Genomic DNA, 22386 nt, shown 5'->3' with positions numbered 1-22386 from the left:
CGGATTGATCAACATCCCACTGCCAGATGGCTGTGCCATAGTCCGATGACACGTCGGGCATGATTTCTCCTGCACTGAAGTAGCGACGCGAGTTCGCTTTGGCCGGGCTTAGCCAATAGCCAGCGCGTGGACATGGTTGACTTGGCTCGCATCGCATCGCATCGCATCGCGGCGGCTGTCGATGTATTTGTGTTCTCTTGCAGCCTTACGTTTGCTTTGGCCCAGGCAACCATGTCTTTCGGGTAGTACAAGAACGAGTGCAAACTGCTGTCATCCTCGATCCCGAGAAGCAGTACGGCTGCGCCCGCTTCGAAGGACCAATAGCCGTAGTACCCCCCGGTTCTTCCTTGGCTATCGGGCTTATGAGCGTCGTGCCAACCGGTGCCCGCCAAGTCCTTGTACCAACGTTTTAAAAACCGATGCAACAAGTCAAGGCGCTGCGCTTCGTTGTCTTTGTAGAACGCCTTGATAAGGTCGCCGTACGGCTTGTCCCAGAACCACTCGTCGACATCAGGCCGACCTGTGATTGAGAAGCCGAGAAGGTCTTCGTACACAGCGTCTTGGCCACGAAAGTAATCAGACAGGTCAGCAATGCGGGGTAGCAAATCTCGACGATGCAGCAAATAGCACAGACCGATAAGCTGAAGAAGCCGTGAGTAGTCGTCTATCGATGTAAAGACGAAGGGTGAGCGATCAGGCTCCTGATAATAGTCGCGCTCCAAGGCAGCGAATTGTTCGATCGCACATATGACGGACTCGAGTTCGCCACGCAATTCGATGATGGGCTCGCCGGCGGTATAACGAAGACAAAGCAAGTTGAATCGGTCGTCCGCGACGAAGCTACGAGCCATTAACCAACGCTCTTCTTCTGTATCACCAACGCCGGCTGGGTGGCTCTCAAAAAGCTGGATGCCGTCACGCATCGCGGCGCCACTTGCCACGTAGTTCTCTTCCGTTAAAAACGGCTGTCGCCGCTTCAGGTGAAAGTCCATAGCAATATACTTATCGTTTCGGTCCACCGGTTGAGCGCATACGTCGGCTTTCGCTCAACCTATTCAAGTCATGATCCAACCATTCCTGCGTAACGGGATGCGCCGCGTGTTCCTGATGTCGGACAGCTCCATTAGCTATATGACGTAATAGAGCTTCGGAGTGTGCGACCCCATGTGGCACGGAGAAGAAGAGTACATGACGACTGTAACCGGTATATCTTATCTTTTGGGCGAGTCGCTCGCTTGGAGCGCGGGGCGGCTCTCCCCATCCTCGGAAGCGTAGCGGTACCGCTCATGCTTTCCGGCCAATACATGCTCCAGCTCTTGGCGAAGCGGATCGATTGCCTCTCCAGCGGTGTACCGCAGCGTTAGCTTGTCGAAGATGTGCTGGGCGGCCATGCGGTAGGAGACCAACCAACCTTCCGCTTCATTTCGCCCCGAGCCAGCTGGTGCAGAGTCGAGCAGTTCGATGACGTTGGAGAGGTCCTTGCAAGCGGTTTGGTAGCTTTGCTCGTTCAAGAACTGCTGTCGCCGCTTATCGTTAAAGTGCATACGTAATGTCTCGGCGTCGACGTGCACTGCCGGACAACCACACGCCTTTTTGTCCATAAGTTCCGTAGGCTCATGCCTGCCAAATGCCCTCACGGCGAATGTGTCTCGGCAAGAGTGGCGGCATGGTGCTACGGGCACTGAGCAACCTTTACGGATAGCCGGTTTGCTACGTGCTGGTCCTATAGCTTGGGATCGGATTGATCGACATCCCACTGCCAGAAGCTGGCGCCATAGGACGTATCGACCGTCGGAAGCTCTTCTCCTTCGTTGAAGTATTTGCGGGAATTTGCTTGGGCTGGCGTAAACCACCAGCCGGATTGTGGGCATTGCTCGCCCGCTGCGACCGATGTAGGACGCGGCTCGGAAGAGGAGCTTGCCCCTATGCGAGCATCCGCGCGTGGCCAATCGCTTTCCTCATCAAAGCGGCCCAGCCACCGTCTTGCGTCCTCTCGGTTGAACCGGACATTTGGGTCTCCATCCCACTCTCCCGTACCGATCAATTCCAATGCATCATTGCGGAGGGGGCGCAGCAACGTGTTCAGCGCGACATGCATTGGAGGAACGCCATCCTCCACAGGGTACAATCCCGGCTCGTCACCAAGCTCAAGCCACAGGCCTGTCTGGCAGACTGTTACCTGTATTCCGGCCGCTTCGGCAAATGCAGCGACGTGCTGGCGGCCCACGGCCAGCTTCTCTCGCCACTCGTCTGACAAAAAAAATCCCCAAGTCGGGGCTTTCAGCCCGGCAGGCAAGGACTCATCCATTCCCATGGACATGCCGAATGGGTAGTCAATGTCCAAGCCATAGAAGCGCTCTGTCAAGCTACGCTCCCACACTGAAACTTCAGACCGCGTACCAAACGCCAATGGATTTGCAATGGCAAATCCGCTGTAAACCTGTTGAGGGCGGAGCCTTTCTATTGTGTTGAGCAAAAAACGACGCCAAGCCTCTTTGTTATCTTGCCACCACTGCCATCGATAGTAGAACTGGACATAAGAATAGGCTGGAGGCCGATCGTCACCTTGAGGCCGCTTGTTCAAATAGTCGCGCTTCCGGCAGAAATAGGCAGCAACAGCCGGAGACGAGTTCGTGTTTTCCTCATCTGTGAAGCTGAACAAAAACGATTGGTCGGGCGTCATCTTGTCGATAAACGATCGAAGATCCGGGAGGCGCTTCGAGCCGTATCGGTATGGTCGCTCCGATTCAGGATGCGTCGCAATCTTGTAGGGCTTGCCAGTAAGGCGCTCGAATTCCTCATGAAGGTCCACCATGAGCAACGAAGTTTCGCGCCAACTGTGAGGCTCATAAAGGAAGTAGAAGCTTGTAAAAGGAGAAACCGCGATCTCGAACTCACCGTTGTCAAAGGCGGTAGCTGGCCACTCCTTCAGTTCGTTGGTAAAACCTGTTAGTTCATCCTGCGTGAACAGTGGGTGCGTTGTACTCATACTATCTCCGCTTCGTTCCCGACGGTCTGTTCGTCTGTGTTCGTTGGCCTGTGGAGTCGTTTCTCACCCCGGTGCAGTCTTCCGGAACTCTCAGTAGAGCGACCTTCGACTTTGTCCGCATCAGTTCGCTGTAGTCGTTCATTTGGTCGGACTTTACCCAGTCTCCCGGAAACTTGACCTCCACAGCTGCGTGCACGTTCGAAACGTCAAAGGGCTGTTGCCTGTACTCAACGATCACTAGATCGGGCGCGAGGCTCCCGCGGGGGCGCGGCCAAAAAGGGAACACTTTGCCGATACGCTTTGGTCGTGTGTTGGGTGTTCCGAGATACGGTACGCCAGCACGTGTATATGCCGGCTCTGCTTTGAGCGGGCTCTTCCACTCGAGAAGTTCGTCAATCCCCTCGAACATTAGCGATGCCGTCGTTTGCTTGAGCGCGACCTCGATCGTATTTTCTACCGCTTCACCTGGTATCTTTGATCGTACCCTGCGTGGCACCTTGATCGGCATCGCCAATGCCAGGCGGCACACCGCGCTGATAGCCGGTCGAAACGGTATCTTCCGCTCGATATACTCCCGGTAGTCTCTGCCCTCACTGCCTCGCCTTGAGATGGTGCTGTTACCGCCCGGGTCCACGTTGGCAAAGGTCGAGCTCTTTACATCAATTTCACTGCTAAGGCTCTGGATCGTGGACCGGAGCGTGTTCTGTACTTCCCTACGACGACGCGCGATCTCGGCGACGGTTTCAGCAGTCTCCTTGACCGTCATCGCTGTTTCGTACGCCTGATAGGCACGCCAAGCGCGATAGCCCCAAATGATGGCTCCTACGACAGCTGGCGCCGGCATCAGGTCGTCTCCTCAAATTCGCTCGACTGCGCAAGGTACTCGTCGCTGAACGGATGCTCTCCCGAGTATCCCGGATTGCGATCGCTGATCTCCTCGACGCCGGCCTGCCAATTCTCCGTGATCCTTTGGTCGTCTCGCATGATGGTCTTGTACGCCTTCACTACCTTGGGCCGGATCGTTTCGATCTCTGCGGTTTCGCCTTGCTCGCCAGTCTTGCCCTCTCGCAACACCTTGTCCCCATCCATGATGCGATATCGATAGCCAACGAAGGGCCTTTCGTCGGTTTTGGTCATCAAGTACCGGCCAGCGTAGTTATCGGCGGCAAGCAAGCTGGTAGGCAAGGCGGGAAGAGCTCCAGGATTGGCGGCCCCGCCACTAAACGGATGCCCAGCCCCCTTGACCTCAAACATCCCCGGCGTCTCGAAGGTAATCGCATTCCCCTCCAACCGGATCGCCGAATCCGCTCCATGCAGTACGACGGTGCTCTTCGCCAGAATCTCGACCGCCTCATTCGACGAAGTCACCACCACTTCCTTGTCCGCCAAAATCGACATCGCGCCGCCATGCGCCTGTACCGACAAGGGTCCGTTGGCGGCAACGGCCTTCAGGCCATTACGCTGCACGAACAGCGACACGCCTTGTGCCGCCGCCATCGCAATGGTCTTGCCGGCGGTCAGCTGCCAGTCCGATTGCACGGTGCCATGCAGATGCCGCCCCGAATAAACGGCGGTGGTCTCTTGGCTCGACACCGCAATGGAAGTGGGTGCCTCCGCCACCAGCAGCGGCTCGGCAAAGCGCTCGACCGGCTTGCCGTCAGGCTGCTTGGCGTCCTGGCCGTTGACGGTGTCGGCGTAGTGCCCGTCCTGCTCGGGCTCGACCATCGTCAGCAGTGGTTCGAACAGCTCGTTGGCGGCCAGCGGCAGGGCGGTCTGCGTCTGCGCGGCGGTCGACAAGCGGTCGGCGGTGCGTTGCGCGCCCTTGAGCAGCGCGATCGCCTCGGCCATGTTCATCACCGTGCCGGTGGCGCGAGGTCGCGCGGTGGTCGACAGCAGCAGACCCTGGCCGGCGCGCACCGTCGCCCACGCGTCGCTGCGCAGTTCGGCGCCGGTGCCGCGCCATGGGCCACGCTGAGCGTCCTGCGGGCCTTGGGCGACCAGATAGCCCAGGTTGAGCTGCGTCTGCGCTGCGGAGCTGGCCAACCGCATCCGCAGCCGGCCCTTGAAGTCATCGATGACCCACTGGTTATAGCCGTCACCGCCGAGGCCGCGCGTATGCCAACCGGACAGCATCGAAGCGAGCGGCTTGCCGTCATTGGCCCAGGGCGGGGTGTCCTGCTCGTTGTGCAGCTGCATCGCGGCCAGCGGCCGGTCGATGTCGCCGTCGAGGAAGGTCAGCAGCAGCTCGGTGCCGACGCGCGGCAGGTAGTGGGTGCCCCAATTGGGTCCGGCCATGGCGCCGGCGACGCGCACCCAGGCGGTAACCTGCGTCAGATCGTCGGAGCCCGGATCGGTGAAGGCCCCGGCCTGACCCGCCTGGCTCGTCTGGTCCGCCGGCGCAGGGGCCCGCAGCCAAGGAAAGCGAACACGCACACGATGATCGCGATCGGTGTGCAGGGGCGTCTCACCCTCGGCAATGACGATCGCGGTTTGGCCTTCCGGGGCGGTCGGCTTGGCACGGAAGCGCGGCACGATCGGGGCGTCCACGCGCACGGCTTCGAGCGTATTGCGGTAGCCGCCGGCCTCGATGTCGGTGGTGCCGAGCAGCTTGGCGACATCGGCGCCGAGGTTGTTGGCCGCTTCGTGGCGCACCGACAGCGCGACGAATTCGTCGCCGTCAGCTGCGAAATGTTCCGTTAGGGCAAAGCGCTGGCCGGCGCCCAGCTGACGGACGGTACCGGCGCCATCGAAGCGAACAAAGCCGCTTTCCTCGGCCTGCATGCGCAGTTGCGCCGCACGGTCGGCGGTTGCCGCATCGGGATAGCGATAAGGCCCCAGCGCATCGAACGCTTCGAGCGTCGGCCATTCGCCGGGCACCGCCGCGGCATTGGCCTGCGCCGAGGCAGCGGTCAGCGTCTTGTAGTCCCACGACGAAACGGTAACCGCATTGGGGCCGATGCTGTGCCGCGTCGACCAGACCGTCATCGTGTCCGTCTCCTCGGTCATGTCGGCGCGATGGAAGCGGATGCTCGATTGGGGGCAGGGCGGGCGTTCCGCATCGTTGTCGAACACCACCAGACGATGGCGGGCCTGGCTGCCCTCGGGTTTGTCGTCCTCGCCCTGCAGGTGTTCGAAGCGATACGACAGGCCTTCCTCGGCCAGCAGCCGCTGCACTAAGTCGAAATCGCTCTCGCGATACTGGGCGCAGATCGAACGGCGGCGCAGCGGTTGGGAGACCGTGAACTGGAAGTTGGCCGCCGGATAGTCGCGGAAGACCTCTTCGACGATCTCCTGCGCGGTCTTGTCCTGGTAGACGTAGCAGTCGACGCGGCCGCGCAGGCGCTCGAGCCACGGCGCCACGGTGAGCCGGTAACGCGCCAGCCCGCCGTCGCCGCCCATTGCCGCGCAATCGACGACGAAGCCATGCCAGGCGCGGTAGCGGCCGTCGGCCAGCATCAGCCGCAGCGTGATCTCCTGCCGCGCCAGCTCGACCGTATCGAGATGCGCCGACGGCGACAGGCAGTCGATCTCGATGGCGAAGGGCCGCGAAACCGCTTCGATCGCGGTAAAGCGCTCGACGATCAGATTCGCTTCGCGAAGCGGTGTGTCGAGCGCGATCTGCCTTGTGCCCTGGCCGAGCAGCGTGGCAAGTACGGCCGACGGCAGCGACGTGGTGGGCATCATGGCTACCTTGGCGAGGTGGTGGTTGGCGTCTGGCGTCGGGGCTTGTCAGTGCGGCGCGAGCGGATGTTCGATTGACATCCGCCTTACGGCAGCGAAATCGTCAGATGCGAAAAGCGCGGGCCGAGCTTGATCACCTGCGAGTACTCCTGCATCGCATCGTTGGTCTGCTTGTTCAGCACCGACGACAGGCCGAGGTAGCCGAGCAGCGCGATCAGCGCGAACACCGCGCCGAAGATCCACAGCGGCGTCTCGCGCTTGAGCGTATGCGCGATCTTGTCGGGCAGCGGCCAGTGCGGGGCGAACGGCGCACGCTTGCCCTTGATCGCCGCGATTTCGTCGCCGAGCCGCGCGGTCAGGTAGGACAGCTTCTCCGGACCTTCGAGGATGTATTTGCCGCGGAATCCCAGCAGCAGACACATATGGAAGACTTCCAGCGCCTGCAGGCGCGGCGCGCCTTGCGCGCGCAGTGCCTCGAGCTTGGTGAAGAAGGTTTCGCCGGCAAGCTGCTCGCCGAACAGCACCAGTTGCAGTGGGCGACGTTCCCAATCGGAGCGGATCGCGAAGTCCGATGCGAGGATGGTCTCGTCGATGGCCGCGCAGAACGCGTACTTGGCGTCGAACACATCGTCGGCCGACACGTGCAGGCGCTTGGCGCCGCGGTCGAATTCGTCGAGGAAGCCACGCACCTTGGCGAGAAAGTTCTCCGCGCTGTCAGGCGGCTGGCCATTGCGCAGCAGGAACAGCATGAAGAAGCCGTCGTACAGCAGATCGAGCAGCGTACGCGCGTGGCGCGAGGCGTCGCCCGAATCGGCGAAGGTGCTGGCCGCGCCGGCCGGAGCATCGCCAAACAGCGAGGGCATCGAAGTGGAGCTCATGAGGTCACCGCGATCAGTTCAAGTTGAAGTTCCCGGATACCGGCCGGCGTATAGATGGTGATCGTGCCCGCCTGCAGCATGCGTTCGTACAGCGGCCCGCGTGCCTCGACGGCGAAGTAGCAAGCGCCGGGCCGTACCGGAATGGCGGGCGGCACCTGCGGCGTATAGGTCAGCGGTACGCCCGGCATCGACGACAGCACCAGCTTGTCGACGTCGTCGGGCGCGCCGACCTTGAAGCGCGCCGGAATCGCATCGACCAGTTCGACGGTCGGCATATCGGCGGAGACCGACAGATAGAAGCGGGTCTTGTCGTCGATCTTGCCGGAGTCGAGCCGGCCCAGATGGAACGATGGGCGCGATTCGTCCAGCGCGATAGCGAAATAACGCGTGGAAATGACGGTATCGAGCAGCTCGCGCACCATCGTGTCGAGTTGCGCGAAAACCTTGCCCGGATTGCCATGGTCGTAGACCGGCAGGTCAGCCAGCGAGTACGACTTGGAGAAGGTCATCAGCGCGCCGGCGAGCCGCAGCAGTTCCTGGAACAGCCGTTCGGGATGGACCTCGGGATGGTGATACAGGTGCGATAACGCGGCGAACGAGGCATTGGCCGTATGCAGCAGCCAGAACGACGCGATATCGCCGGAGCGGAATTCGATGATGTTCTTGGTCGGCTCGCGATGAAAGCCGTACAACGCATTGACCTTGGCCTGCAGGGCATCGAGCAGGCGGCGCAGTCGCTGGTACAGCACGGCCGACGCGTTGATGGCCAGGCTCGGCGCGACAAAATTCTCGTCGAGTTCGAAGCCGCCGGTGGCGGTGCGGCGCACGCGGACGATCGGCAGCGAAATATATTGGTCGCGCGGCTCGGAATCGGCGATCAGCTTGACCGCCTTCTTCAGATAGGTAATGGACGCCGGCTCCGCTTCGGTAAAGAGGTCGGCGGTATCGCGCTGCTGGCCGACGAAGCGGGAAGAGGGCGAGCCATCGCTGGCCTCGCGGTAATTGCCGCCGAAATCGCGCAAGGGATAGAGCGCGAGATGGAAGGTCGATTCGGAAACGCCGGCCGGCAGATTGGCCAGCGCGATCGGTGCGGGCAATTCGTCCGATTGCGGTGCGCAATACCATTCGCCGTCGGGAAAAAACAGCGACAGTTCGCTGATGCGCAGAATGCCGCTGGCCAGCGCATCGGTATCGAAGCGGGCATGGCGCACCCCCCAGGCGTAGGGTTGAATCGCTTGGGCCGTGGCATGCAGGCGCGCCTCGTGATAGGCGTCCTGCTGCTGGAAATGCTGCGGGCGAAGGAATAGTCCTTCGCCCCAGAGGATCTTGGCGGAATCGCTCACAATTAGCCTTGTTTAGCCTTGTTGTCTTTTTTCTCCGATCGCCGCGACGGCCGGCAATCAATCGCCATCATCGGTGCGGACTCACGCCCGACAGCTGGTCGGCGACAGCAGATTCAGCGAGGAGCGCGGCACGCCGTCGGCGGGCGTCAACGGCTCGCCGGCCGTCAGCGTCATCGCGCAGGCATGCAGGCCGATCGTGATGCCGGACTTCTCTCCCTTTGCTGCATCGAAGGCAAACTTCCAGCGCTGCGGCGCCGGACTGCGGAATAAGGCGACCACCCCGATCGCACCCGCTTCGCGCGAGACTTTCTCCATCACGTCATAACGCTGTCCCGGAATCAACGTGATTTCACGAACGTTGACCAATTCCGAGCCGAGTACCTGTTTTTCCCGTGCCGGATCGACAAAGGCGTCGAAGGGCGCCTGCATAAAGGCAGTCGATTCCTTTAAGGTGTAAACCCTTACCACCAATGCGGCAGCGCGATTGTCATTGGCAGCATTCAGGTTATTGCCGGCATAAAGCCGCAATGGTACCTGTCGCGGCGGCTTTTGCGCATCCGGTACGTTGGTAGGCTTGATTCCCAACGCTTCGAGCGCTCCACCGGCCGCGCCTGCCAGCACCTGCGTACCAACGGAGCATGACGCCAGCGTGACGACGGCCAGCCCGGCCAGCGCTATCCGTGGATTTATAAAGAATTGTAAAAAAGTCATACAAATCGGATTCTTCTTATTGGCCTGTGCTATGCGGTGCGCGACCCTGATGGCTGGCTGCGGCGTTATGAATTGGTTTGCACAACGTTGCATTGCTGCGTGAAAACCAGATATCAGTTTCATTTAATTCACTGTTTGGAACCGCCCCTCGGTATGGTTGTCAGCCGCGACGCGCAGAGTGTACTATTGCGCGCCGATTGGGCCAATATTGCTTACCAATCTATTACTCCGCTTAGTTTTATCCGCTGCGGAGACGGCATTGAACAATACGTCAACAACAAAGCCACGCGACGGTCAGAGCCATGATCCCTTTTCGCTTTTCACGATCTTTTGCAATTGCCATTGGTGCCGCCGCATTGTTTTCCGGATGCGCCTCCACCGGAAGCACCTCGGGTCCGCAATCGGAAGAAGCATTCACGCAAAGCATGGCGCAAGCCGACGCGGCATTGAAGGGCGGCCAGCGTGAACAGGCGGTGAGCCTGTACGAAGAGATCGCGAAGGCGAATCCCGCGCGTCAGGAGCCGTGGTCCCAGATCGCGCAGATCCAGTACGCCGACGAAAAGTACCCGCAGGCGATTCTTGCCGCCGAAGAGGCGCTGCAGCGCGACGCCAATGATCGCAAGGCGAAAAGCATCCTGGCCGTCAGCGGCCTGCGCGTGGCGCGCCGCTCGGTGATGGAATTGCGCGACGACAGCGCGCTGGCCGGGGACGTGCGCACCGACGCGCAGGTCCTGGCCAAGATGCTGCGCGAAACGCTCGGCGAGCAGGTGCTGTTCCCCGAAGAGAAGAAGCCGCCGGTGCGCAAGCGCCCGGTCCCGCGTCCGGCGCCGCGTGCCAAGGCCGCGCCCGCCGAACAGGCGGCTCCGGCGGCTCCGGCTGCCGCGCCGGCCGCCGCCAATGCCGGTACCGGTTCCGCCGATCCGTTCGGCGCGCTGCGCTGATCTACCGCCAGGCGCCAACGTCTCGAATATCCCGACAAACACGACCGGAACAACCGGAGAATCCGCATGGCCAAGAAGGAAAGCGTGCAGAAGCGTCTGCAGAAGGTGCGTCCGCCCCGGGTGCAGCTGACCTATGACGTCGAGAAGGGCGACGCCATCGAGCAGAAGGAATTGCCCTTTGTCGTCGGCGTGGTGGCGGACCTGTCCGGCCAGTCGGAAGTCGCGTTGCCGAAGCTGCGCGACCGCAAGTTCGTCAATATCGATCGGGACAATTTCGACGACGTGATGTCGGCGGTCGAGCCGCGCGCGGCGTTCCAGGTGCCCAACAAGCTGTCGGAGGACGGCGGCAAGTTTGGCGTCGACCTGAAGTTCCGCTCGCTCGACGACTTCAGCCCGGAAGCGGTGGTCGACCAGATCGAGCCGCTGCGCAAGCTGCTCGAGGCCCGCTCGAAGCTGGCCGACCTGCGCAACAAGCTCGCCGGCAACGACAAGCTCGAAGACTTGCTTAGCGAAGTGCTGACCAATACCGAGAAGCTGCAGCAGCTCGGCCATGGCGGCAACGAACCGAAGGGTGGTCAGGATGCCTGAGACTCAAGCCGCAGTTGCCGCGCAGGCGGCGCCCGCCGCCAATGCCAGCCTGCTCGACGAGATCGTCGAGCAGAGCCGCGTCGCCAAGTCCGACGCCGAACACGCGCGCGCCAAGGACATCATCGGCGAGCTGGTCAAGGAAGTGCTGGACGGCACCGTGGTGGTGTCGGACAACCTGTCGGCGACGCTCGACGCCCGTGTGGCCGAGCTCGACCGTCTGATCTCGGCGCAGCTGAGCGCCGTGATGCACGCCCCGGAATTCCAGAAGCTGGAGAGCACCTGGCGCGGCCTGTCGTACCTGGTCAAGGAAACGCAGACCGGCACGATGATCAAGATCAAGGCGCTGAACGCGACCAAGCGCGACCTGGTGCGCGACTTCAAGACCGCGATCGATTTCGACCAGAGCGCGCTGTTCAAGAAGGTCTACGAAGAAGAATTCGGTACCTTCGGCGGTGCCCCGTTCGGCGCGCTGATCGGCGACTATGAAATCACGCGCCAGCCGGAAGACATCTACTTCATCGAACAGATGTCGCACGTCGCCTCGGCCGCACACGCGCCGTTCATTGCCTCGGCCTCGCCGGAACTGTTCGGTCTGGAGTCGTTCGCCGACCTGGGCAAGCCGCGCGACCTGGCCAAGGTGTTCGACACGGTCGAGTACGCGAAGTGGAAGTCGTTCCGCGAATCCGAGGATTCGCGCTATGTCGGCCTGACGATGCCGCGCTTCCTCGGTCGCCTGCCGTACAACCCGAAGGACGGCACCACGGTCGAGGGCTTCAACTTCGTCGAGGATGTCGACGGCACCGACCACAGCAAGTACCTGTGGTGCAACGCCGCCTGGGCCTTCGGTGCTCGCCTGACCGCGGCGTTCGAGGACTTCGGCTGGTGCGCGGCGATCCGCGGCGTCGAGGGGGGCGGCCTGGTGGAAGACCTGCCGACACACACCTTCAAGACCGACGATGGCGAGATCGCGCTCAAGTGTCCCACCGAGATCGCGATTACCGATCGCCGCGAGAAGGAGCTCAGCGATCTGGGTTTCATCCCGCTGGTCCATTGCAAGAATTCCGACTACGCGGCCTTTTTCGCTGCGCAATCGGTGCAGAAGCCGAAGAAGTACAACACCGACAGCGCGAACGCGAACGCGGTGCTGTCGGCCCAGCTGCAGTACATCTTCTCGGTCTCGCGCGTCGCGCATTACCTGAAGGCGATGATGCGCGACAAGATCGGCAGCTTCGCTTCGGCCCAGAACGTCGAAAGCTTCCTGAACCGCTGGATCTCGCAATACGTTCTGCTGGACGACAACGCCAGCCAGGAACAGAAGGCACAGTTCCCGCTGCGCGAAGCGTCGATCCAGGTCTCCGAAATTCCGGGCAAGCCCGGCGCTTACCGTTCGGTAGCCTTCCTGCGCCCGCATTTCCAACTCGACGAGCTGTCGATTTCGCTGCGTCTGGTCGCCGACCTGCCGCAGGCCGCCAACTCGTAACCGGTTGCCGTCGGCGCCGGCATTGTGCCGGCGTCCGATGGCCGAGGCAGCAGTACTTTCTAAGGCGAAACAAAGCCACTATCTCATCGAGGGTCTCATGAAGGATATCTACGTCAAGTTCGGTAATCCCGCCATCAAGGGTGAATCCCAGGACAAGGACCACAAGGACTGGATCGAAGTCCTCAGCTGGGAGCACAACATCAAGCAGCCGCGTTCGGCGACCGCTTCGACCGCGGGTGGTCACACCGCCGAGCGCTGCGAGCACGGCGAAATGATCTTTACCAAGGACATGGACGTGGTGAGCCCGCTGCTGTATCAGCACGCGTCTGGTGGCACGACCTTCGATGAGGTAACCATCGATTTCATGCGTGCCGACGGCGAAGGCAAGCGCGTCAAGTACCTGGAAATCAAGCTGAAGAACGCGATCCTGGGCGCCGTCGATGCCAAGGTTGCGGCTGAAGGGCTGCCCACCGACAAGTTCTCGCTGAAGTACGCCGCGGTGCAGTGGAAGTACACGCAACAGAAGATCGGCGGCAATCAGGGCGGCAACTCGCAGGGCGCCTGGAGCCTGACCAAGAACGACAAGACCTATTCGGTCTGATGCCGTTCCTGGTCGGCCGATGATCGGTTGATGCGGATGCCGGCATCCTGCCGATTCGGCGCGAGAGCGCGCGCGTCGCCGGGGTGCCGGCGCTTGCCATGAAAGGTTTCGAACCGAGTCTGCTCGACAAGCTGTTCGACGACGAGCCCCACGCGCCGCTGCCGACCGCGATGCGGCAGCTGACGCTCGAGGAGCTGAAGTCCACGGTGGCGCGCGACATCGAGGCGCTGCTCAATACGCGCATCGTGATCGACGAAGCGCAGTTGAGCGGCCTGCCGGAGTGCAAGCGTTCGCTGCTGACGTACGGGCTCAACGACTTCGCCGGGCTCAGTCTGGCCAGCTACTACGACCGCAATTACATCTGCCAGTCGCTGACCAAGGCCATCGAGCGCCACGAACCGCGGCTGCGCAATGTCACCGTGTCGCTGGATGTCAGCGAGCGCAACACCAATGCGTTGTGCTTCGGCATCACCGCCATGCTGCTGGTGGGGCCGGCGCGGGAGCCGGTGAGCTTCGATGCGTTGCTGCAGCCATCGACGCTGCAGTACTCGGTGACGCGCGGACGAACCTGACAGGCGGGCACGCGCATGGACTCCGACCCATGGAAGGGTCGGAGTCCATGCCACAGGCCATGTCCGAGCCGATCCCATCCGCCCCCGCCACGCACCGACCGCCGAGCAGCCATGGAAGAGCTACTGCCTTACTACGAGCGTGAACTGGCCTATCTGCGCCGGTATTCGCGCGACTTCGCCGAGCGATATCCCAAGATCGCCGGGCGGCTCGCCATGTCGGCCGACGGTTGCGACGATCCGCACGTCGAGCGGATGGTCGAGTCCTTCGCCTTCCTGACGGCGCGCATCAGCAAGAAGCTCGACGACGACTACCCGGAACTGACCGAAGCGCTGCTGGAGGTCATGTATCCGCATTACCTGCGGCCGTTTCCGTCCTGTTCGATCGCGCATTTTGATGTCCGTGGCGCGGCCGCGCAGTTGTCCTCGCCGATGACGGTGCCGCGCGGCACGATGCTGAGCACGCGGCCCGTCAACCGGGTCGAATGCCGCTTCCGCACGGCCTACGACGTGACCTTCGCCCCGGTCCGCATCGCCGAGGCCAGCTATCGCGGCGCGGCCGTTGCGCCGGCGGCCACGGTATTGCCCAAGGGCGCCACGGGCGCACTGACGATCGCGCTTGAATACCAGGGCGAGCGAGGCGGCTTCGACACGCTGGCGCTCGATACGCTGCGCGTCTATCTGGACGGCGAGCCGTCCTTCGTCGCCGCGGTCGGCGACGCGCTGTTCCTGCATACCGCGGCGGCGTATCTGGAGGGCCCGCGGCCCGGCGTCTGGCAGCGGCTGTCGGCCGTGCCGCTGCGCGAGGTGGGTTTTGCCGCCGACGAGGCGCTGATCGACACGCCGGCGCGCTCGCATCCCGCCTACCGGCTGCTCTCCGAACACTTCGCCTTCGCCGAGAAATTCAATTTCGTCGACATCGATCTGGCGGCACTGCGCCGCGCGCTGGGGCCGGCCGGTGGCAACACCCGGCGCCTGCAGCTGCATCTGGTGATGACCGACATCCGCAGCGACTCGCACACCGCACGCCTGCTGGAGGGCCTGCAGGCCGAACACCTGCGGCTGCATTGCACGCCGGTGGTCAACCTGTTTGCGCAGAAGGCCGATCCGATCCGCATCGAACACACGGCCAGCGCCTATCCGGTGGTGGCCGACGGCCGCCGCGCGCACGGCTACGACATCTATTCGATCGACCGTGTCCATCTGGTGCGCGAGACGGCCAATGGCAATGACGTGATCGAATTCCGGCCGTTCTATTCGCTGCATCACGCCGACGACCCGAACCGGGCGGGGCATTTCTGGCTGGCGCGGCGCGACGAACTGGTGGCACGCCGCAGTCCCGGCTACGAAACCGAGATCTCGATCGTCGATCTGGATTTCGATCCGGCGCAGCCGCAGACCGATACGCTGAGCATCGACGTCACCTGCACCAATCGCGACCTGCCGGCCAGCCTGTCGTTCGGCCATGCCGACGGCGATCTGACGATGGAAGGCACGTCGATCGCGCGGCAGATCACGTTCCTGCGCAAGCCGACGCCGTCGCTGCGGCTGCCCGGCGGCCGAGCGGCGCAATGGCGCCTGATCTCGCTGCTGGCGCTGAACCACCTGTCGCTGGTGCAGGACGGGCTGCCGGCGCTCAAGGAGATGCTGCGGCTGCATGACCTCGCCCGCAGCGGCATCTCGGCGCGCCAGATCGAGGGCATCGTCGGACTGGACTATCAGCCCAGCACGCAATGGCTCGCGGGCAAGCCGTTCGCGACGTTCGTCCGCGGCCTGCAGATTCGCCTGACGCTGGACGAGGAAGCGTTCGTCGGCACTGGTCTGCACCGCTTCATCCGCGTGATGGACCATTTCTTCGGTCTGTACGTCCATCTGAACAGCTTCGTGCAGCTCGTCGCCGTCTCGCGCCGCACCGGCAAGGAACTGATCCAATGCGCTCCCCGAAGCGGCGAATCGATCCTGGCGTGATACGGCGGCTGCTGCGGCAGCCGTATCGCTTCCAGTTCTTCCAGGCGGTGCGGCTGCTGCAGATCCAGTTCGCGCGTCAGGGCAGGACACAGGGCGGCCACAGTCGAGGCACCAACGGCGTAGGGAACGGTGCGGTCAACGATACGGCAAACATCAACGCCATCGCCCGTAGCGCCGACACCCCCGAGCACCAGCTCGCCACGCGCGTGCGCTTTCCCAACGCGCTGTCGCTGTCGTTTCCCGCCAGCGAGATCGTGCAGATCGAGGCGGGCGGCCTGGCCAAGGAGGCGCTCGACAGCGATGCCGGCTTCGCCGAGGCGCTGGCACAACGCCCGCTCGTCGATGTGGCCGTGACGCCGGCCTTCTTCGGCATGCTGGGCGGCCAGGGCGCGCTGCCGCTGCACTACACCGAAGTCGTGGCCGAGCGCGAGACGATGCGTCGCGACGGCGCCGCGCGCGCCTTCTTCGATATCTTCTCCAACCGCGCCGCCGCGCTGTTCTATCTGGCGTGGAAGAAGTACCGGCTGCCGTTCCAGCACGAGGTCGACCGCACGCGCCACTACCTGCCGCTGCTGCTGTCGCTGGCCGGCGTCGCCGATGCGGGCGTCCGCCGCGGCCTGCGCGAGACGCCGGGGACCATCCACGATGAGGCGGTCGCCGGCTATGCGACGGCGGTGCGCCATCGGCCGATGTCGGCGTCGTATCTGCAACAGGTTCTGTCCGATTATTTCTGCGTGCCCTTCCGCGTCGAGCAGTTCGTCGGCGGCTGGTATCGGGTGCCGCCATCGCAGTGGTCGCGCCTGGGCGGCGTCAATAACGTGCTCGGCGCCACCGCGCTGGCCGGCCAGCGCGTCTGGCAGCGTGATCTACGCGTGCGCGTGTGGATCGGGCCGCTGGCGCGCGACCAGTACCGCGCCTTCCTGCCCGGCGCGGAGGGCGCATTGGCGCTGCGCAAGATGCTGACCGTGCTGGGCGGCGCCACGCTCGAATATGAAGTCAAACCGATCCTGCGCCGGCAGGACGTGACCGGTTGCCAGCTCGGCGCGGCCGGCAGCGGCCACGTCGGCTGGGACACCTTCCTTGTTTCGCGACCCGCCACGCAGGATCGCAGCGACGCGCATTACACGCTGTCGCCCATTCATTGATAGACCGGAGCCGAGCCATCATGGCCACCCCCTTGAAGACGCTGATCGCCAAGCTCAATGCCACCAGCCGACAGGCCGCCGAACGGGCCGCCTCGCTGTGCATGGCGCGCGGCCACTATGAGGTCGACCTGGAGCATTTGTTCCTGGCGCTGCTGGAGAATCCCCGCAGCGATGTGTCGGTCGCGGCCAAGGCGAGCGGTATCGATCCTGCCGCGCTGCAAAGCGACCTCGACAGGGAGCTGGGCCGCTTCCAGACCGGCAATGGGCGCACGCCGGCGTTCTCGCCTTGGCTGCCCAAACTGTTCGAGCATGCGTGGCTGATCGCCTCGCTCGATTCGCAGACCACGCGCATCCGCTCCGGTCATCTGCTGCTGGCGCTGCTGACCGAGCCGAGCCTGGCGCCGCTGGCCGAGCGCGGCTCCAAACGTTTCGGCCAGTTCCCGGTCGAGCGTCTCAAGCATGAGCTCGGTGCACTGACCAAGGGCTCCGAAGAGGCCGAGCAGGCCGTGGCCTTCGCGGACGCAGGCGCCGCGCCGGCCGACGAGCCCTCGGGCCAGGGAGCGTTGTCGAAGACGCCGGCGCTCGACCAGTACACCGTCGACCTGACCGCCGCCGCGCGCGATGGCCGCATCGATCCGGTGATCGGCCGCGACGCCGAGATCCGGCAGATGATCGACATCCTGATGCGCCGCCGGCAGAACAACCCGATCCTGACCGGCGAGGCGGGAGTGGGCAAGACCGCGGTGGTCGAAGGGCTGGCATTGCGTATTGCCGCCGACGACGTGCCGCCGCCGCTGCGCGGCGTCGCGCTGCGCACGCTGGACATGGGCCTGCTGCAGGCCGGCGCCAGCGTCAAGGGCGAGTTCGAGAACCGGCTGCGCAACGTGATCGACGAGGTCAAGCGCAGCCCGCAGCCGATCATCCTGTTCATCGACGAGGCGCACACCATCATCGGCGCGGGCGGGCAGGCGGGCCAGAACGACGCGGCCAATCTGCTGAAGCCGGCGCTGGCGCGCGGCGAGCTGCGCACGATCGCGGCGACCACCTGGGCCGAATACAAGAAGTACTTCGAGAAGGATGCCGCGCTGGCGCGGCGCTTCCAGGTCGTCAAGGTCGAGGAACCGGACGAGGCGCTGGCCTCGGCGATGCTGCGCGGCATGGTCGGCCTGATGGAGCGGCACTTCGACGTGCGCGTGCTCGACGAGGCGATCACCGAGGCGGTGCGGCTGTCGCACCGCTATATCAGCGGCCGGCAATTGCCGGACAAGGCCGTCAGCGTGCTCGACACCGCCTGCGCCAAGGTCGCGCTGGCGCAGAGCGCCACGCCCGCCGAAATCGAGCAGGACCAGAAGGCGCTGGAGCGCCTGACGGTCGAGATCGGCGCGCTGCAACGCGAGCTGTCGACCGGCGGACAGCATCAGGCGCGGCTGGCCGAACTGCAGAAGCAGGAGCAGGCGCTGCGCGAGCGCATTTCCGCCGGTAACGAGCGGCTCGCACGCGAACGCGAGCTGGTCGAGCGGATCGTCGCGCTGCTGCGCTCGAGGGATGCAGGTACGGCAGACGCTGCTGATGCTGCTGATGCTGCTGCGACCGGCCATGACACCGCCGTCGAGGAAGCCGAGCCGGTGGCTGCCAACAGCGATATCGCTCCCGCCGCCGGACGCCGCCGCAAGGCTGCCGCGCCGGCGGCACCGGCCGACGAACTGTCGCGCCTGAAGGCTGAACTTCGCGACCTGCAGGGCGAAAAGCCGCTGGTGCCGATCCAGGTCGACGGCCAGGTCGTTTCCGAGATCGTCTCGGCCTGGACCGGCATTCCGCTGGGCCGCATGGTCAAGGACGAGCTGCACACGGTGATGAACCTGAAGCCCCTGCTCGAGGAGCGTGTGGTGGGCCAGCCGCACGCGCTCGAAGCGGTGGCGCAGCGCGTGCGTACCGCGGCGGCCAATCTGGAAGACCCGCACAAGCCGCGCGGGGTGTTCCTGTTCGTCGGCCCGTCCGGCGTCGGCAAGACCGAGACCGCGCTGGCGCTGGCCGACATCCTGTACGGCGGCGAGCGCAAGCTGATCACCATCAATATGAGCGAGTACCAGGAGGCCCACAGCGTGTCCGGGCTCAAGGGCTCGCCGCCGGGCTATGTCGGCTATGGCGAGGGCGGGGTGCTGACCGAGGCGGTGCGCCGCAACCCGTACAGCGTGGTGCTGCTCGACGAAATCGAGAAGGCGCATCCTGACGTGCTGGAGATGTTCTTCCAGGTCTTCGACAAGGGCTGGATGGAGGACGCCGAGGGCCGGACCATCGACTTCCGCAACACCATCATCATCCTGACCTCGAACGCGGGCTCGGCCTCGATCATGCAGGCGTGCCTGAACAAGTCCGCCGAGGAACTGCCGGATGCCGACGCGCTGACCGAGGCGCTGCGCCCGACGTTGTACAAGACGTTCAAGCCCGCCTTTATCGGGCGGACCAAGGTGGTGCCGTACTACCCGATCAGCGACGACACGCTGGTCGAGATCATCGAGCTGAAGCTGCGCCGCATCGGCGATCGCGTGCAGCAGAACCACCGTGCGGCGTTCGAGTGGGATGCGGCCGTGACCGAGGCTGTGCTGCAGCGCTGCACCGAGGTCGATACCGGCGCGCGCGCCGTCGACCATATCCTGAACGGCACGCTGCTGCCCGAGATCGCGCAGTCTGTGCTGGCGAAGATGGCGCAGGGCGAGGCGATCCAGAAGATCAAGGTCGGCGTCAACAAGAACGGCGGCTTCCGCTACAAGGTCAATTGACACCGTAACTCACAGTCGAGGCAGCGATGGGCGTACTGACCGATATGGCGCATGAACTGGCGGCGCAAATGCGCGCGGCCTTCCGCCAGCACGACCGGCTGCTGCGGCTCGCGACGCCGCTGGGCGAGGACGTGCTGCTTGCCGAGCGTCTGCTCGCGCGCGAACAGCTCGATGGCGGCGGTTTTCGTATCGAGCTGTCGGCGCTGTCGGACGACGCGAAGCTCGATCCGGCCGCCTTGCTCGGCCAGCCGGTGCGCATCGATCTGCTGACGCAGCTCAGCCGCGACAAGCCGCGCGCGTTGCACGGCCATGTGACGGTGTTCGAGCGCGTCGGCGCCAATGGCGGCCTGGCGCGCTACCGGCTCGTGATCGAGCCGTGGCTGGCCTTCCTGCGGCATCGGCGCGACAGCTTCCTGTTCCAGGACATGTCGGTGATCGAGGTCGTCGACAGCGTGCTCGGCGACTACCGCGGGCAGGGCAAGCTGGTGCCGGAATGGCGCTGGGCGGTGGCCGACGCCGCGATCTATCCGAAGCGCAGCGTGGTGACGCAGTACGACGAGTCCGACTTCCATTTCGTGACGCGGCTGCTGGCCGAGGAAGGGCTGTTCTACTACTTCGAGCACGAGGCTGCCGATGGCGACGCCCTCGGCCTGCATCGGATGGTGATCGCCGATCGCAACGATGTCTTCAAGGACAACGCGCAGGCCCGTATCCGCTTCGGCCGCGCCGATGCGACCGCTTCGGAGGACGTGATCACCGAATGGCAGGGCGAGCGCCAGTGGCAGACCAATGCGGTCGAGCTGGCGACCTGGGACTATCGCACCGCCTCCCTGCGCAGCGCCACGCTGAGCACGCACCACGACAATGGCGAACAGGCCACCGCGCTGACCGACACCGACTACGTCGGCCAGTACGCGTTCGAGGATGCCGAGCAGGCGCAGCGCATCGCGCGCATCGCGATGGAATCGCTCGAGGTTCGCAACAAGGCCTTCCATGGCGGCGGCACGGTCCGCACGTTGGCGCCGGCCACCACGTTCTCGCTGCTCGATCACTACGAGCACGATGGCGACGAGGACGACGGCCGCCGCTTCGTGGTGCTGTCGGTCACGCACGAGGCTCGCAACAACTTCAACGAGGGCTTCGGCCAAGCCTTGATGGCAATGACGGGCCTGGCCCCGGCCGGCGACAACGAAACGCTGCCGCTGTACCGCAACCGCTTCACCGCCGTGCGCGCCAGCGTGCCATACCGGCCGGCGCTGCGCGGCGACGACGGCCGCCTGCTGCATCCGCGTCCCACCGTGCGCGGCAGCCAGACCGCATTGGTCGTCGGCGACGGCGGACCGGTTCACACGGACCGCGATCACCGCATCAAGGTCCAGTTCCATTGGCAACGCGGCGGCCGATCGGCCAGCCGGCAATCCCACCCGGCCGGCGACGACAACGCCCGCGCCGAGTCCGCACTGGGCTGCTGGCTGCGCGTCGCCACGCCGGTGGCCGGCGACAACTGGGGCGGCGTCGCGCTGCCGCGAGTCGGCCAGGAAGTGGTGGTCGAGTTCGTCAACGGCGATATCGACCGGCCGGTGGTCGTCGGTGCAGCCTACAACGGCGCCGGCGAGCCTGACGCGCAGATCAACAAGCAACAGGCCGGCGCCGCCAACGCGACCGGCAATGCGCCCGCCTGGTTCGCCGGTGACGGCAAGAACGACAAGGCGCACGCACACAACGCCGTAATGTCCGGCATCAAGACGCAGGCGCTGTCCGCCAGCCAGACCGGCAACGGCGGCTACAACCAGCTGGTGTTCGACGACACCGAGGGCCAGAGCCGCACGCTGCTGTCGACCACGCAGGCCGCGACGTCGCTGACGCTGGGCCACCACCTGTTCCAGCGCGACAACGCCCGCGAGGCCGACCTCGGCCACGGCGCGGCGCTCGCCACCGACGCCTCCGGCAGCGTCCGCGCCGGCTCCGGCCTGCTGATCGCCGCCGAAGAAGGCAGCGTCACGCAACCGCTGCTGCAGAGCGAACAGGCGGCGACGCAGGTCGAGGACAGCCTGGAACTCGCCCGCACGCTGGCGCAGCAGGCCGCCAAGCAGAAGGCCGCGCTGCCAGGCGAGCCCGCTGCCGATGCGCTGCCGGCGCTCGAATCGCTCAAGCAAAGCGCCGAAGTGCTACGCACCGAAGCAAAGGCCGAGGACGGCGGCTCGGCGATTGCTTACAGCGAGCCGCATCTGGTGGTCTCCGGCCCGAAGGGCGTGGCGCTGTCGACGCCGGCCGATGCGGTGCTCGTCGCGGGCACCAATGCCACGCTGGTGGCCGGGGAACATTTCAATCTTGCGGCAGGCGGCAATCTGGCCGTCGCGGTGGCCGATGGTCTTAGCCTGTTTACCGATGGGCAGGGGGGCTCGGGCTCCGGCTCAAGCTCTGGTTCCACCGGCCAAGGTACGCAGACCGGGCAAAAGGGCGGCGACGCGAAAGGCATGGCCTTGCACGCCGCCGCCGGCAAGGTCGAAGTCGCCAGCCTGACCGGCGCCAGCCGCTACGCCGCCGAGCGCACGGTGACGATCGCCTCGACGCAGGCCAACGTCACGGTCGAGGGCAAGCAGCACGTGCTGCTGAATGCCGCCGGGGCGCAGATCCGCGTGCTGGGCGGGAAGATCGAATTGCATGCGCCCGGGAAGGTGGAGTTCAAGGGGGCGGGGCATCGGTTTGTGG

The 22386-nt window shown here is 64.2% G+C and carries 17 protein-coding genes; 9 read left to right on the top strand and 8 right to left on the bottom strand.

The annotated features are described in order from the left end of the window. Nucleotides 1-8: 8 nt before the first annotated feature. The 8 genes from HTY53_RS20990 to tssJ all read right to left on the bottom strand — a co-directional run bounded on the left by HTY53_RS20990 (nucleotide 9) and on the right by tssJ (nucleotide 9602). Nucleotides 9-992, bottom strand: a complete 984-nt coding sequence (locus HTY53_RS20990) for a PoNe immunity protein domain-containing protein (RefSeq protein WP_174108494.1) — start codon at nucleotides 990-992, stop codon at nucleotides 9-11. 219 nt (nucleotides 993-1211) lie between these two features. Beyond that, on the bottom strand, nucleotides 1212-1601 hold the full coding sequence (locus tag HTY53_RS20985) for a hypothetical protein (protein WP_174108493.1): 390 nt from the start codon (nucleotides 1599-1601) through the stop codon (nucleotides 1212-1214). A 122-nt stretch (nucleotides 1602-1723) separates the two neighbouring features. Continuing rightward, nucleotides 1724-2989 (bottom strand): type VI immunity family protein, encoded by a 1266-nt coding sequence (locus HTY53_RS20980; protein ID WP_174108492.1) that lies wholly within the window; start codon nucleotides 2987-2989, stop codon nucleotides 1724-1726. Nucleotide 2990: 1 nt separating this feature from the next. Further along, entirely contained in the window at nucleotides 2991-3755 is a 765-nt protein-coding gene (locus HTY53_RS20975) for a VRR-NUC domain-containing protein (RefSeq protein WP_254600051.1), read from the bottom strand. Between the two features lie 77 nt (nucleotides 3756-3832). Then, nucleotides 3833-6673, bottom strand: a complete 2841-nt coding sequence (locus HTY53_RS20970) for a type VI secretion system Vgr family protein (protein WP_254600050.1) — start codon at nucleotides 6671-6673, stop codon at nucleotides 3833-3835. A gap of 83 nt (nucleotides 6674-6756) precedes the next feature. Continuing rightward, the gene (icmH, locus tag HTY53_RS20965) at nucleotides 6757-7548 is read right to left on the bottom strand and encodes a type IVB secretion system protein IcmH/DotU (protein ID WP_174108490.1); all 792 of its coding nucleotides are present in this window, start codon (nucleotides 7546-7548) and stop codon (nucleotides 6757-6759) included. After that, complete coding sequence (tssK, locus tag HTY53_RS20960; protein ID WP_174108489.1) at nucleotides 7545-8891, bottom strand: type VI secretion system baseplate subunit TssK; 1347 nt, start codon at nucleotides 8889-8891, stop codon at nucleotides 7545-7547. The genes icmH and tssK overlap by 4 nt, the downstream gene beginning before the upstream one ends. Nucleotides 8892-8972: 81 nt before the next feature. After that, entirely contained in the window at nucleotides 8973-9602 is a 630-nt protein-coding gene (gene tssJ, locus HTY53_RS20955) for a type VI secretion system lipoprotein TssJ (RefSeq protein ID WP_174108526.1), read from the bottom strand. Nucleotides 9603-9904: 302 nt separating this feature from the next. On the opposite strand from tssJ, the gene HTY53_RS20950 reads away from it, so the two are divergent. From HTY53_RS20950 to HTY53_RS20910, 9 genes are all read left to right on the top strand, one after another. Next, nucleotides 9905-10543 carry a hypothetical protein gene (locus HTY53_RS20950; RefSeq protein WP_174108488.1) on the top strand — a complete coding sequence of 213 codons (639 nt, stop codon included), beginning with the start codon at nucleotides 9905-9907 and terminating at the stop codon, nucleotides 10541-10543. Between the two features lie 66 nt (nucleotides 10544-10609). Continuing rightward, nucleotides 10610-11131 (top strand): type VI secretion system contractile sheath small subunit, encoded by a 522-nt coding sequence (tssB, locus tag HTY53_RS20945; RefSeq protein ID WP_149318826.1) that lies wholly within the window; start codon nucleotides 10610-10612, stop codon nucleotides 11129-11131. Then, a complete protein-coding gene (gene tssC / locus HTY53_RS20940; RefSeq protein WP_174108487.1) occupies nucleotides 11124-12611 on the top strand; it encodes a type VI secretion system contractile sheath large subunit in 1488 nt (495 codons plus the stop codon). Before tssB ends, tssC begins: the two co-directional genes overlap by 8 nt. Nucleotides 12612-12708: 97 nt before the next feature. After that, nucleotides 12709-13212 (top strand): Hcp family type VI secretion system effector, encoded by a 504-nt coding sequence (locus HTY53_RS20935; RefSeq protein ID WP_006577978.1) that lies wholly within the window; start codon nucleotides 12709-12711, stop codon nucleotides 13210-13212. A 98-nt stretch (nucleotides 13213-13310) separates the two neighbouring features. Beyond that, nucleotides 13311-13784, top strand: coding sequence for a type VI secretion system baseplate subunit TssE (gene tssE / locus HTY53_RS20930; protein ID WP_023263644.1), 474 nt, complete (start codon nucleotides 13311-13313; stop codon nucleotides 13782-13784). A 111-nt stretch (nucleotides 13785-13895) separates the two neighbouring features. Then, entirely contained in the window at nucleotides 13896-15749 is a 1854-nt protein-coding gene (gene tssF, locus HTY53_RS20925; RefSeq protein ID WP_174108486.1) for a type VI secretion system baseplate subunit TssF, read from the top strand. Beyond that, nucleotides 15713-16894, top strand: a complete 1182-nt coding sequence (gene tssG, locus HTY53_RS20920; RefSeq protein ID WP_174108485.1) for a type VI secretion system baseplate subunit TssG — start codon at nucleotides 15713-15715, stop codon at nucleotides 16892-16894. Before tssF ends, tssG begins: the two co-directional genes overlap by 37 nt. 20 nt (nucleotides 16895-16914) lie before the next feature. Beyond that, a complete protein-coding gene (tssH, locus tag HTY53_RS20915; RefSeq protein WP_174108484.1) occupies nucleotides 16915-19674 on the top strand; it encodes a type VI secretion system ATPase TssH in 2760 nt (919 codons plus the stop codon). 26 nt (nucleotides 19675-19700) lie between these two features. Continuing rightward, nucleotides 19701-22386: type VI secretion system Vgr family protein (locus tag HTY53_RS20910; protein WP_174108483.1), on the top strand; the 2686-nt coding region annotated here is incomplete at its 3' end.

Origin of the sequence: Cupriavidus gilardii (assembly GCF_013314895.1) — a bacterium.
Lineage (GTDB): Bacteria > Pseudomonadota > Gammaproteobacteria > Burkholderiales > Burkholderiaceae > Cupriavidus > Cupriavidus gilardii_C.
Note: the sequence above shows the minus strand (reverse complement) of the source record. Positions and strands in the feature narration are given on the sequence as shown.